Source organism: Candidatus Zixiibacteriota bacterium (genome assembly GCA_029860345.1).
Classification (GTDB): Bacteria; Zixibacteria; MSB-5A5; order GN15; family FEB-12; genus JAJRTA01.
The window spans coordinates 57,676-70,905 of sequence record JAOUBJ010000012.1 but is presented as its reverse complement, the minus strand read 5'-3'; the positions used below and the strand labels follow the sequence as shown (position 1 = coordinate 70,905).

The following is a 13,230-nucleotide window of genomic DNA, read 5'->3' as shown; positions in this document are numbered from 1 at the left end:
GCACAGTCCTCAGTTGTCAGAGGTTTCCTGTCCCAGGTATCTAAGAACCTGGACTCTCTTGTTTATTGAATCGCCTATATATATGTAATCGTCATCATCAATTGAAATACCGGCTGGAAGTCTGAATTCACCGGCATTGACACCACCTTGTCCAAATCTCAACAATACCCTGCCGGTATTATCATAAATGTGCACGGCGTTTCTGATTGCATCGGTAATATAAATATTGTTGTCAGAATCGATAGCAATATCTCTCGGACGAGCCATTGGCCCGGGATGACTCTCTGACGATCCAAAACTGAACAAGAACGTCCCGTCAATATCAAACACTTGGACGGAGGAATGAAAAGAGTCCACAATGTAGACCGAATCGCCGTTATTTGTTGCAACAGTCAAGGGATAGTGAAACTCGCCCAGTTTATCCCCTCGGTGGCCAAATTCATCCACCAAGCTGCCGTCCTTAGTGAATATCTTTACCTTATGCCCCTGAGAATCCACAATGAATATCCTATCTTCATTTCTCGAAAAAGCAATACCCACCGGTCCTTGGAAATCATCGTGTGAGCCAATGTAATGCGAAAACTCATAAACCGGCGTGAAGACCACGACTCTCTTCAGTTTTGTGTCGCTCACATAGATCAGCCCGTCTCTATCGAGTTTGATATAGACCGGTTCGGCCAGATAGCCCTGGCTCCCCAATGAATTGAAAAACTTCGAGGTACCCCGATCAAGGTCGAGAACCAGTATTCCCTTCTTGGCAGTATCGGCAATGAAGAGTTTTGATCGGCCGTCGTAGGTAACGCCGTATGGCTTTCCCATGGAATGCCGGTCACCTTTGCCGAAGAAGAAATCTCTGATACCACCCCAAAACGATCTTTTCAGGCTCTCATTGCCGTAGATTGTCTTTACATACTTGATCTTTGGAGTCTGAGGAGCCTTGGGCCAGTATATTTCCTCCACCGGCGTCGGCGGCTTACCACAGCTGCCCAGCAATAAAGCTGATAGAGCGAACACCAAACATATTGATTTGACATGTCTCATAACAAATCCATGTGACAACCTAAGCAGATGAGGTTGCTATCTGACTTGACCATGTGTGTTTGGTCGGAAGAGTGCGCGTTGTGACAGGTAAGGCATTCCAGTCGGCCGTCTGATGTCAATTCCAGGTGGTTCTGCAGTTTCCTCTTTGGTTTCACGGCAAATGGATGTTCATGTTCTTTTAGATCACCCTCGGGATCATGGCAGGATAGGCAAACCGCTTCAGATTTCACTTTCAATATCCACTCATTATTGGTTGAATGAGGATCATGACATTCGCCGCACTTACCTTCAATAAACGGCTGGTGGACAACCAAAGCCTTCACCTGTTTTTCAACATCACTGTGACACTCAAAGCACAACATATCCTCCGGTAGATTGAGCAGATGCTCATTATCGGACCCATGACTCGCATGGCAGATAAGACAACTTCCTCCGGCTACCGGACCATGGACATATTCCTGGTCAAAGGACTTTATCTTGTCCTGGTGACACTTGAAGCAAGGGTTCTTTGATTCGGTTTGTTCGTCAATTACGGCTACCAGGTCCGCACCAAGGTCATGGCACAAAAAGCATGTCTCGTCCTCACCTTTGGTATGCTTGATGAAATTGTCTCTCAAAGATACATGGCAGCTCAAACAGGATTCTGTACCTTCAACCTTATCCAAATCAGCATAGTTTACATCGTGGCAGTCCAGGCACACGGGGTCGAGCTCCCGGATGTGGAACCAATAATCAGGATATAATGTCTTGAACTCGAAATTTACTTTCGGGGCATATATAACTTCGATCGTTGCAGTATCTGTTATTGATGTGGATATGCCTGAGTAGACAGGGATAATTTTTATTTCGTGCAGACCATAACCAAACTCAACCTGCTTATGGAAGAAACTGTCGATTACCGGGATGCTGGCATAGCTTGCTGCGTCCAGGATGATATCAACAATCGTTGCTTCCGTCTTGCCGACTATCATGACATGGCCATGATTTACACACACTCGACTATCCGGAACAAGAATCTCCAGGTCCGGCGAAGCCGCAGACATGCTGCCCAGGCTAAGACAAACGATTGTTGTTAGTACCAAGTAGTTCAAAGCAACTCAAATCAATTCTCTTTGTCTCAGTTCTCAAAGAAAAAAAGGGCAGGGCCAGGGTCATAACCCGGACTCTGCCCAAAAACAATTCTAAGCTAATCGCTATAGCTTAGTTAGCAGTATGACATGCTGAACAAACAGCATCATTGTCATTGTTCGCTCTCAGGAACTGCGTTGTCGCTACACCATCTCTGTGAACCGAGTGACAGCTCTCACAAACGATCTGTGAAACGGCCGAGCCATAATCGTTGGCATCGCCGTGATTGGCATCGTCGATCTCATCACTAAGCGGGAATGCCGCTGGGAAAGTGAAAGAAGGATCTGCATCGACAGGGTGACTGTTTGCGCCAAAGATAGGAGCATTGGCTACGTTAGAGTGACAATCCACACAGCCATCTGAGTCGGTATTGTCAACCTTCTGCAGCATCTCGATTCCACCACCACCAGGCATACTGTGGACAAAGTGGCAGTCATCGCAACCACCCAGAGTCTGAGTATGATTGGGGCCGGAACCGTCAGTTACGTGCCTTCCAAGCAGGGAGGCCGGGCTTGAGTTCTTGAAAGTGGCAAGAGTGTAGCCTTCGGTAGTCACTGTACCGGTGTAAGGAGCGGTATTGGTTTCATGGCAAGCGACACAGACGCCACCCCAGGCGTTGGCAGTGTTGTTGTCGATCGGAAGCAACCATTGACCGGCAACGGGCTCAACACTACCACTCTGAGTCACAACAGTACCAGTACCGTGGACTACAGAGATCGAGTGACAGTCACCACAGCCGAAGGATCCATCCTGGGGATGGTTTTCGGTCTGCAGGAACTTGTCAGCCAGGGTGAAGTTGGTATGGGCAACACCATTATGACAATCGGCACATTGACCGGTAGAAGCAGCGGCAGTGGTCAGGAATTTGCCAGTACCGTCAGCATTCTGGGTGTGAACGTCATGGCAGGAAGTTCCGGCACCGGAGCAGGAAGCATAGTCTGCAACCAACGTTCCATAATGCAAATGGTTGTCAAAAGGCTGCGAACCGGTTGTGATTTGTTCCGCAGCAACCGTACCATCGTGGCAGGATTGACACAGACCCGCAACACCAGCAGCACTACCGACGGCCTGCGCCCATAACCGGGCTGCGCCGGCTTCCGCATTATGCGGCAAGTGACATGATGTACACAAGTCAAGATTGGTTAGTGCTGAAACGTCGTTGGTAGTACCAGTACCGTCGACCAGATCGTGGTCGCCGCCATCGACTCCAGCAATTGCCGCCATTGGTAACGCCAACAGAGCGGCACCGATAACGAGGGTTAATACAGTCTTCATCCTTTCATACCTCCAGGAGTAGAAAAGTTATTATGGTGTGGGTTTTGAGAAAAATCTATGTTTCTCACTTGTTAATCTCTCAATCTTCCGTAACTGTTATCTGATAGGTGAAGGCCAACAACTTATGGCTTCTTTCACTTACTATATATAGCATGCCGTCCTGAACGAGAATTCCGCGCGGTCCGGCAATCTGTAGTTTCTCTTCTGAGAAAAAGTTGGTCGGTATAACGATCTTCACTTCACCTTCTTTGTTGAAGGCTTGAACATTGCTACCCATAGCGTCTGAGATCCAGTACATGCCGTCTTCTGAGACAGCCACAGCAACCGCACGGCCAAACACGCCGATGTTTGTACCCATTCCGCCAAAACGCATTTGTTCTTCACCGTTAAGATTTGAGACAATGATCTCGCCAATAACCGGATTGGTGTGAACAAAGCTGTTACCATCGACTATCTTAACGCCGTTGGGGTAATGAGCGAGAAATGTTTCACCGGAATTAAACTCTTTGAGGATATTGCCGTTGTCGTCGATAATCAAAACCCGCCCGTTGCCGACATCAGAGCAGATAATCCTTCCATCATCAAAAATGTCAAGGCCATTTGCTCTGAGTCCGGACTGCTCGCCTTGAACGGGTACGATGATTCTCTTGATGAATTTACCATCGGCCGTGAACACTTGTATGTTGTTTGTAACGACGTCCGCCACGTAGACTTGGTCCTTCGTGTCTATAGCAAGCTGGAAGGGGGACAAAAACGCTCCCTCAGGCGGATCGTCCCGCTCATCGGACTCCATGCCCGTTCCAAAGGTAAACTTCACATTTCCCCTGTTGTCGGTGCAGACAACTCTTTGGTTATTCTTGTCTGTGATATAAATATCACCTTTGGAATTGATATCAAGGTTGGTAGGATTCTTCAGCGGTGTGCCTTCCGCCTCTGTCACTTCAAAAACAAATTCAAGTTTGATGGAGTCCAGATCAATAGTTGATTCGGCGGCGGCCAGTTCCGCCAGTTCCTCTTCGGACAGTCCGAACTTCATCGTGACTTCTTCCGAGGGACCACTCTCCTCAAACTCCTCATTCATCGCAATTACAGTATAGTAGTAGACAGTGCCACCGACGAGATTCTCTTTGTCGTTGTATGAGTTCTCTGAAACATTACCAACCAACTCATGTCCTGAGCCGGCCGTTGAAGAGCGAAGGACGTTGTAAGCGATAGCCCCTTTTACTTTATCCCATCTAAGGGATATTCCGTTTCCGCGATCATTTACCCGCAACATCACGCCTCTTGGCGCAGAAAAAGCATCGATCGAAGCCGGCAACTTGACATCTTTGGTAGAACCTTCGATCTCGGCGCCGTCAACAACAGCGGCTATCTTATATGTGTAAACAGCCCCAGCCTGTAGTTGAGTGTCAAAGTAATTTGTTTTGTCGGTGGCTCCCAGTTTTGCAAAGTCGCTACTGGCATCCTTGCGATATATGATGTACTCGGAGGCGTTTGCGACAGCCGTCCATTTCAACCCAACTTTTCCTTTGACAAAGAAAGCACCAACCAGTTTTGGTCCGGCTGCATAAGTCGACGACACCATCATGAGTGTCACCAGCAGTGCAACCGTCAGTAAACGACAAGTCCTCGTTGTCATGTTGCGTTCCAATCCTTTTAATGAACCTTTTGTTAGCTTCATGCTGTTCCCTCCAAAGAAGGTCCAGCGCCTACAGCGCTGGAAGATAACTCGGACTTCTTGTGAGGACAATCACAATCGTGGTCCGCTAACCCTGGTAGGTTCATTATCGGCATGTTCATCGTTATTCGTTGCAATGGAACATTTTGCAGGCAAAATTGACCCTCTCTGTACGAGTTCTTGTGAGAGAAATCACAAACTCCACTATGTCCGTATTGGAAACTCATTCCCTTTCTTCCTATTAGCTCAAGGATAAGGACCGAGCGGCCGCCCGGTCGTAGCGTGACTCGACTGCCCACTGGAGTCGACTTAGTTGACCTTGACAAGTTCCATATCTGCAAACGATGATGTTCATGACTATCCGATCAATCGATAACTTTCCAGATTACAAAATGACGTACTTGAGATACCGAACATATTGTGAGAAAAATCACAATGCCTGCTGGAAAAAAAAGCTCCATCAGTTCCATGTTCAACACTTTCTCGGTAACTCGACCTTTCCATTTCCGCCGTGTCCTTTCTTTTTTCATGACACGCTTGTGACAAAAATAACGATATCATTTGTCTCGTCAAGTCGAATCTTAACAAAAAGTACCTTTTCTCGAAAAAAAGGAGGGTTATTTGACAATTTAGGTGAAGTTGACATAAGTTGGTGCACAATCACCACATAGGGAAGCGTTACAGCCCTCCGTGGTTCTGCTGTATCAGATTATCTTGTGATTTTTTTCCCTAACTCGATCCGGGAAAGAGGCAAAAACGTCGATTTATATTCTCTCGATTCATAATTCAATGATTACGAACGGGATGGGAGTAAAGAGGCGAAACGTAGATAACCTTATCGTAATTGTGCTGTATGAGGCGAATGACAATCGACACACGCTTTGTTATTCATTTCCAACGAGTTATGAGGGCTTTCCGATGGCTCAACATCGTGACAGTTGAGACAAATGTCCTCCGATCGCAAATCGGAAGGTGTCATTCCGTCCTCATGACAGCTTTCGCACTCACCATCCTCAAACGGAACATGCAGGTCATCGTTTATGAGCACGGCCCGAGATGAGCCGTGAGGATTATGACAATCGCGACAGTTTTTGGGGTCAAGTTTGATATGCTTGTCCACAAAAACAGTATCCTCATTATCATGGCAGGCGATGCATAGATCCACCTGATTATCGCTAAGTTTCGCCGAGTGGGGATCGTGACAAAGCGTGCAGTCCTCGTCTTCCAGAACAGCATGGCTGTTCTCGGCGCTGATAGCTTCTTCAATCTCACCGTGGCAGCCCGAACAAAGATCCTTCTGTGGGTCTGTGAGTGACGAGCCATGCCTGGAGAAATGAACCGTGTGGCAAATCAGGCAGTCGTCATCTTCGAGAGCTTCATGTATTTCATCGCCGACCAGCAGCTCTTTTATACTCTCGTGACAGCTAAGGCAAAGGTCATAAGGTTCTTTCTTGAGGAGTGCGGTATGGGGTGACTCATGGCCGTCGTGGCATCGTTCACAGGAGCTCAGGTCGTCGCCGGAGTGCATCTCGTTGGGCCCGAAGCCATCAAGGACGCCATCGTGGCAGCCCAGACAAATATACCCGGGCGGTAGCTGCAGAAGTCCGGCAAACATCGAGCCGTGGGCATTGTGGCAGTCAAAGCAGGATGAATCGGCATACGGTTGGTGAACACCTTTGCCCGCCGGAGGAGGCTCGTCGTGACACTCAAAACAACCCCCGATCCCCGGCACTTTGAGCAGTTTTTCGTTATCGGCGCTGTGGGGTTCATGGCATTCGACGCAACTGTTCTCTTGAAGAATAGGGTAGTGCAAGCCGACTTGAGGCAGGTCTTCGATAGTCTCGTGGCAGGAAGTACAGACTTCCATGACAGAACCGTTAAGAACCAGATTATTACGAAAACCGTGGCCGGCGTGGCAGGCTTCGCAGTTTCGCTTGTCAAAAGGCTTGTGATTGAATTCCCCCTTCATTTCCTTGTGGATCTTGGGGTGGCAATCCGGGCAGGTTTTCTCTTTGTCATCTTTCTTGCCTGCTCGCGTGATTTCGACCGGAATTGTCGCAAGCAGGCAAATCAGAACGGCAAACCACCATTTGCGGTGGGTGTTTGTGGAAACAGACATGGTCAGCGACTATCACGTCATCGAGTTTTGCCTAGTGCGGATGAGCTGCCTCTATTTTCTTGTTCGGCCGGAACAGGTTCTCCGGCAAAGTGGGATTGATCTGGACATCTTTCAAGATGAGCGCTCCCATATCCAAACCCATTGAGAAATTGTGTATCCGGTGGGGGAAAGTATAGCCCTGGACTTCTCTGAAATCTGAAAACAGATTCTTGAAGATCGTTCTGCTGCCTTCGCCGTAAACGACTCCTTCGGCCGACTTGATTAGGTGCTCGTCAGTATCAACTCCGAGGACAATCATGAGGCTGTCCGTTTTAAGCAGATAGAGATATTCAAGAGAATCGTCATCTCGTAGGCCGTGCCTGGTCCCGTTAAAGGACTCCTGCTCGATTGCCAGCGGCAATGCGAGAACCAGGTAGCTGTACAACTCCGCAACGTAGCGTTGCGTCGAAGCGGGCTGGACCTGCCCCTTGACGATCAGCCAACATTCCTGGCCGTTCAGGAACCGTGAAACAGGCTGGACTGCGAGCTTGGAGTACTTCAGACGACGATCGGAACTCCACACCTTGGTAACCTTTACACCTGTGCCTGCACCATCTTCAGGTGCGTACTCAAGGGCGAGGGAAGTCAGTTTCGAAAGCTCTGAGCGGCCTCCATACCTGAGCATGACATTGTCGATGAGAGCCTGAGCTTTGGGTGCTACTCGGAACGAGGTTGCATTGCGAAAGAGGGAATCGTAGTTGAGTTTTTGTCCTGTGGGCGTAGGGTGTCCGTGGTAAGCGCCGATTTGGGGAGGATTGGCTTTAGTTGTATCGTGGGGGGCCAGTCCGCGATCAGTTGGATCGGCGACAACCCCAGCCGCAGCCAGCAACAAAAGACCAAACATCAAGGCCTGAAAAGTCCAGGCTACCCTGCCTTTTGATCGGGTGTCACTTAGGTCATTCATTGCAGCATTTCTTCTGAGTACCATATCAGTACATCTCCTTGATTACTCGCCCGGATAATGAATTGATAACGCTTTCACGTATGATTGAATCGTCTTGGCTGAGTCCCCGGCTTTTTGGTAGAGCCGACCCAGGTAATAGTGAATCTGCGGGTCCATCTGATTCAGCTCGGCCGCTCTTTCGAGATTCTCGATAGCATGATCCAGGCTGTCAGTCTCAGCCCAGCACAGACCCAGATCCATCAGAGCCGGTGTGTACGTATCCTCAATAGATAGCGACATGTTTAGTTTTTCCTTGGCCGCCTCGATCTGGCCTGATTTCAACAGGGCCTGTCCCCAACCGGCCCAGGTGGGGACCGAAGCGCTATCGAGTTGGATTGAGGCTTCGAAGGCTTCTGCAGCCTCGGGCAGTTTGTCCAGGTGAAGATAAATCTGACCGCGCAGAGAATGCACGGCAGCAAAATTGGCGTCGGACACTTGAGCCGAGTCCAGGCTGGACAGAGCCCGTTCGAACATCCCGCGCTGTTTGAGATTAACAGCCATATTATAGTAGCGGGTGGCTCGCCGGGTGGGGCGGTAGCGACGGAAGAAAGTAATGACCGTGTCAGGTTGGCTGAGTCCCAGAAACATCTCAATAGAATCGACTATAATGTCCCTGGTGGCCAGCGAGTAGCCGCTGGGACCATAGCGTATAGCGCCGGATGTATCGACCACGGCGGTTGAGGGTACCGCGATCACACCATAACTGTAGAATATCTTGAGGCCGTCATCAATGATAACGTCAAAGGGCAGGTTCAGATCGACGACAGTTTTTTCGATTAAGGCGCGGGAGGCGGGAGTTAGTTTGGGAGCGTTGACGTTGACGGCCACAACTTTGACAGGATGGCCCTCATACTTGGCCAGGACAGCCTTCAGGTCGGTAAGTTGCTGCAGCGAACGGGGCGACCAGGTCGACCAGAAAACCACGATTACCAGGTTGCTTTTGATCAGTCGGCTGAATTCTATTTTCTGGCCGCTGGTGATATCCTTGCCGGTGAAGTCGGGTGCATCCATGCCCTCGGTAAGATGGCGAAAGGCGGCGGCAGCCGGGGCCGTAAACAGACAGATAAGGGCCAGCATAATTAATAGAGACCATCGGCCTGTCCTGGAACACCAAAACGTCATTATTTCTTGCCCCTGGCTTCGGTGATCTCCAGGGCCTGCCCCAGTATCTGGACCGCCTGTGCGGAATCTCCGGCCATAAGCAGGGCGCAACCTTTCAGATAGAGAGCCTCGCCGTCTCGCTGACGGATCATCAACACCTCTTCGGCCAGTTTCTGCGCCTCGGCCGGCTCGTTCAGGGCCAGGTGCATTCGGGCGAGAAACCGCTTGAGTCGAAACGAGCGCGGCGCTTTAACCACGGCCTCTTTCAGATCGGCCAGGGTGGCCGCGCTGTCACCATGGGTGAGAGTTACGCGGGCGAGGTAGTAAAAGGCATCAGGATTGACCGAATCCAGCGCAAGGACGCCCTGGAACTGAGCTGTGGCGGAGTCGACCAGTCCTTCGTCGAAAAAGTCCGTACCACTCTTCAGCATTTTGCGCACCTGTTTCTTGATTTCACGGGCGTCCGAGGCAGAGGCATCCTGGGCGTTCGTATTCTTGGGCAAAGCGGCCGCAAGCAGAAGCGCCAAAAACATGATACAGATACCGACTGAACGGTTCATCAACGGTGATACTCCTTAACAGCATGACAGCCAACCTCGCATCGGCCGCCATCCTCAAGTTTGGTGTATTTTACCGGCAGGTCCCAAGCCATAGAACCGAACGGCACGGACCGCCTGATATGTTTGTGTTGGTCAGTGGCGTGGACCTGATGGCATGACCGGCAACTGCGACCCTTGGGATCTTTGTTGACATGGACGAAGTGCAGGTTACGTTCGCCGTCACGGAAATCCGTCAACTTTTTGGTCTTGGGGTCCAGGGCTACGGTTTTGTTGTGACACTCGAAACAGAGGGCATAGTTCTCAGTCTGGTACGGCATGTAAAACTCTTTGGGGAAAAACTTCTTGAGGATACGACTGTGATCACTGCCGTGCGGGTCGTGGCAGGCGTTGCAGTCTCCCTGTTTGACCGGTCCGTGCAGATAGCTCTGGTCGGCCACATATTGTCCCAGGTCGGTGTGGCACGAAAAACAGAGTTCGGTTCCGGGCTTCAGGAACAGACGAGGGTTATCCGAGGAGTGCGGGTCGTGGCATGATTCGCACTGACCCTGGGCCACCGGCGGGTGCGGCACGTCCTCGATACCGACTTCACCGTGACAGCCAAAGCACAAGTCCGGCATGAGTTGGCCCAACATACTCTTCTCGGGGCCGGCATGCGGATCGTGGCAGTTGATACATTTTTCGGCGGCCGGAGGATGGACATGTCGTTTTTGCATCTCCTCGATTTTTTCAGCGTGACATCGGTAACAAATCTGATCCGGCGGATCGACCAACTGTTGTTCATAGGGTGAGGCGTGGGGGTTGTGGCAGATATTGCAATCTCCCTCGGCTACCGGTCCGTGCACATGTTCATCGGTAAACTTGGCGCGGTCATGACATTGAAAGCAGAGGTCGGCGGCGCGACCTTTCAGCGTGTAACGGTGGTCACTCTGGTGTGGGTCGTGACAACCGACGCAGTTACCCTCAACCAGTGGCGTGTGAAGGTGCTCTTCCAGCATCATGTCTCGCTTGGCCTCATGGCAGGCCAGGCAGAGTTCTTCTTTCTCCAGGTAGAGTTTGAACTTGTGGTCTTTACCCCCCTGCTTAACATGGCAAACGGTACAGATTGTGGCTCCTACCGGTCCATGCACGAATTCCTTGGTTCCGATCTCGGCGTGGCACTCGGAGGTTACACAGCCGGCGTCGGTTTGTGCCTTAAGCGTCCCCACAAAAGCGAGGAGCGTCAGGGTTGTCAGAGCAACTGTCTTTATCTTATTCATCATCTCATGCCTCGATCATCGACGATCTCTATAACAGTATTACATTATCCTTATACACCTGTCAAGTACGACCGGCATCTTTTGGCCGGATGATAACTCCTTGATGTCTTTTGTCAAGACCATCGGGGGTCGATTAAATCCCGTTACAGCTACGGATTGCAGTCCTAACGATCACACATCAACGGGTAAACTTCATTCATTATGCAACAACATATCCACTCTTCTACTTTCGGCAGACAGGCGCCAAAGCTTCGTATTGGACAGGAAACTATGAAGCCATTCACCCGGACGGGATGGCGATATAATCTTGCTACCTATTGGCTGGATAGGCCGAATCGAAGATGGCCCGCTCCGATTCTATTGCGAACTCTGTTCTGGTTTAGTCGTAGAGAGAACTGAAGCATGAAAATAGAATAAACTGAGGTCTACCAAATGAAACGACGCTTATGGAAACCGATGAAATGGACCCTTTGGGGCCTGGTCTCGATGATGACTATCATTCTGATGTGGCTGGCGCCGCTGGCCTTCCCCCACCCACTGTTCGACCACGAATTCAGAGCCGGGAATCTCAACTTCTACTCCGATGCCGACTTCGACACTGAAATGCAGACAATAGCGCAGGAAGTTGACAGACGACTGCAGGCTATCGAGATCTACGACCGGCACGAAGACCTCGATGTTTTCCTCTGTCGAGATCACGGCCTGTATCGTTTTTTCGCAAGGCTGACTTTGGTTCCGGCTGAGGTGCCGGGTTTCAACCTCAGCCTGGCTGACAACTCGTTTCTGTCACTCAGCCTGCTGGAAAAGCGTCGCCTGCATACCGGAGCATGGCCGGAGTACTCAGCCATAGGTGGTGAGATCGTCCACACCACCACCCATGAGTTGGTTCATGATTGTATGGTGGCCCGACTGGGCTTTCTCACCAATTTGAATCTGCCAACGTGGAAATCGGAAGGTTATGCCGAGTATGCAGCTAGTCTGGCGGCACGCCGAAATGATCCGGAGGCAACCTTGTCCAAACGGATCGAAATCATGCAATCCGGTCCGATGGCAGAACGCGCCCGTGAGTACTTTTCATGGACCCTCGCCGTGGAGTATCTCAGCGAGATTCAAGGGCTGACTTTCGACGAAGTTATGTCTACCGATCTGACTTTTGAGCAGGCGCATGCTCAGATGATGAGTTGGTATGCACTGGCCGACAGTGATACCTAACTGCGCCCGCAGACAAAACATTGGCATCCATCGCATCGGCAGAACAGATCGAACGAATTCCCTGCCCAAATGTCTAATCATTAGAACAGACAAAGACTAACCTCTATGACTGGGGAGATCGGTTGTGCGCAAATATGGAATCATGCTGGCTATCCTGATGAACTTGACGCTTGTTGTTACGGCACAATCCTCAACCGATGAACAAGTCGTGGATGCACCCAAGTCAAAAGTCAAAGGCTGGATGCTGTCACTGGGAAGTACAATCCTGCCGGTAGCGCTGGGCGCAACCTTGACAAGATCAGAATCCGAAGCGTACTCCGATCTGGGCATTTTTCTGATCGGCGGCGGATTAGTTCTCGGTCCGGGCGCCGGCCATGCCTACGCCGACCGACCGGTGCGGTTCGCCGCAGGTGCCGTGGTGCGTACACTCTGTCTTGGTTTCGCTGCATTTGCATTAGCAATGAAAGGGCAGACAATCGAAGCGAGGTCTTTCTCGGAGTCAATCAATGTACAGTCGGACGAATCCAATCTCGGTTTCATCATTGGTATGGGCGGCTACACTCTCACTGCCGTCCTGGACATTGCCACTGTCGGCCGTTCGGTCGATGCCTGTAACCGCAAACATGCGGCGCCCGAGTTTTCAGTTGGGCATGTCTACTTACCAGAAAACAAGACGCACGGTTTGGCCTTGACCCTGCGATTCTGAAAGTGTGCGCGGCAGACCTCCCGGTCTGCCCGTTGCGGGAATGTATCCATCGTAATCACGGAGCAGACGAGGACGTCTGCCGCCCAGAGCATCAGGTGGCAGGTTCAAAGACCGACCTGCCCTACTAGACTGCGGGAGTGACGATCTACAAGACTCCTTCGTTCCTTCATTC

Annotated in this window: 11 protein-coding genes; 2 read left to right on the top strand and 9 right to left on the bottom strand. The window is 50.6% G+C overall.

All coding sequences use genetic code 11. The features are described 5' to 3' along the window. Positions 1-9 precede the first annotated feature (9 nt). The 9 genes from OEV49_12530 to OEV49_12490 all read right to left on the bottom strand — a co-directional run bounded on the left by OEV49_12530 (position 10) and on the right by OEV49_12490 (position 11,143). Complete coding sequence (locus OEV49_12530; protein ID MDH3891901.1) at positions 10-1,041, bottom strand: 6-bladed beta-propeller; 1,032 nt, start codon at positions 1,039-1,041, stop codon at positions 10-12. Then, a complete protein-coding gene (locus tag OEV49_12525; GenBank protein MDH3891900.1) occupies positions 1,038-2,132 on the bottom strand; it encodes a cytochrome c3 family protein in 1,095 nt (364 codons plus the stop codon). The genes OEV49_12530 and OEV49_12525 overlap by 4 nt, the downstream gene beginning before the upstream one ends. A 109-nt stretch (positions 2,133-2,241) precedes the next feature. Then, the gene (locus OEV49_12520; GenBank protein ID MDH3891899.1) at positions 2,242-3,444 is read right to left on the bottom strand and encodes a hypothetical protein; all 1,203 of its coding nucleotides are present in this window, start codon (positions 3,442-3,444) and stop codon (positions 2,242-2,244) included. A 79-nt stretch (positions 3,445-3,523) separates the two neighbouring features. After that, positions 3,524-5,125, bottom strand: a complete 1,602-nt coding sequence (locus OEV49_12515; GenBank protein ID MDH3891898.1) for a hypothetical protein — start codon at positions 5,123-5,125, stop codon at positions 3,524-3,526. An 832-nt stretch (positions 5,126-5,957) separates the two neighbouring features. Continuing rightward, positions 5,958-7,241, bottom strand: a complete 1,284-nt coding sequence (locus OEV49_12510; GenBank protein ID MDH3891897.1) for a hypothetical protein — start codon at positions 7,239-7,241, stop codon at positions 5,958-5,960. Between the two features lie 31 nt (positions 7,242-7,272). Then, positions 7,273-8,208 (bottom strand): hypothetical protein, encoded by a 936-nt coding sequence (locus tag OEV49_12505; protein MDH3891896.1) that lies wholly within the window; start codon positions 8,206-8,208, stop codon positions 7,273-7,275. Positions 8,209-8,226: 18 nt separating this feature from the next. Further along, positions 8,227-9,300: a redoxin domain-containing protein gene (locus OEV49_12500; protein ID MDH3891895.1), complete on the bottom strand. Its 1,074-nt coding sequence runs from the start codon at positions 9,298-9,300 to the stop codon at positions 8,227-8,229. A 44-nt stretch (positions 9,301-9,344) separates the two neighbouring features. After that, positions 9,345-9,884: a tetratricopeptide repeat protein gene (locus OEV49_12495; GenBank protein MDH3891894.1), complete on the bottom strand. Its 540-nt coding sequence runs from the start codon at positions 9,882-9,884 to the stop codon at positions 9,345-9,347. Beyond that, positions 9,884-11,143 carry a cytochrome c3 family protein gene (locus OEV49_12490; GenBank protein MDH3891893.1) on the bottom strand — a complete coding sequence of 420 codons (1,260 nt, stop codon included), beginning with the start codon at positions 11,141-11,143 and terminating at the stop codon, positions 9,884-9,886. The genes OEV49_12495 and OEV49_12490 overlap by 1 nt, the downstream gene beginning before the upstream one ends. Before the next feature lie 429 nt (positions 11,144-11,572). Between OEV49_12490 and OEV49_12485 the strand changes: the two genes are divergently transcribed. After that, entirely contained in the window at positions 11,573-12,352 is a 780-nt protein-coding gene (locus OEV49_12485; GenBank protein MDH3891892.1) for a hypothetical protein, read from the top strand. 124 nt (positions 12,353-12,476) lie between these two features. Then, the gene (locus OEV49_12480) at positions 12,477-13,058 is read left to right on the top strand and encodes a hypothetical protein (protein MDH3891891.1); all 582 of its coding nucleotides are present in this window, start codon (positions 12,477-12,479) and stop codon (positions 13,056-13,058) included. Positions 13,059-13,230: the final 172 nt, after the last annotated feature.

Coding starts and splice junctions, on each gene's coding strand:
- OEV49_12495 (MDH3891894.1), bottom strand. CDS start 9,884: ATGAACCGTTCAGTCGGTATCTGTATCATGTTTTTGGCGCTTCTGCTT.
- OEV49_12500 (MDH3891895.1), bottom strand. CDS start 9,300: ATGCTGGCCCTTATCTGTCTGTTTACGGCCCCGGCTGCCGCCGCCTTT.
- OEV49_12515 (MDH3891898.1), bottom strand. CDS start 5,125: ATGAAGCTAACAAAAGGTTCATTAAAAGGATTGGAACGCAACATGACA.
- OEV49_12490 (MDH3891893.1), bottom strand. CDS start 11,143: ATGATGAATAAGATAAAGACAGTTGCTCTGACAACCCTGACGCTCCTC.
- OEV49_12510 (MDH3891897.1), bottom strand. CDS start 7,241: ATGTCTGTTTCCACAAACACCCACCGCAAATGGTGGTTTGCCGTTCTG.
- OEV49_12520 (MDH3891899.1), bottom strand. CDS start 3,444: ATGAAGACTGTATTAACCCTCGTTATCGGTGCCGCTCTGTTGGCGTTA.
- OEV49_12485 (MDH3891892.1), top strand. CDS start 11,573: ATGAAACGACGCTTATGGAAACCGATGAAATGGACCCTTTGGGGCCTG.
- OEV49_12530 (MDH3891901.1), bottom strand. CDS start 1,041: ATGAGACATGTCAAATCAATATGTTTGGTGTTCGCTCTATCAGCTTTA.
- OEV49_12505 (MDH3891896.1), bottom strand. CDS start 8,208: ATGGTACTCAGAAGAAATGCTGCAATGAATGACCTAAGTGACACCCGA.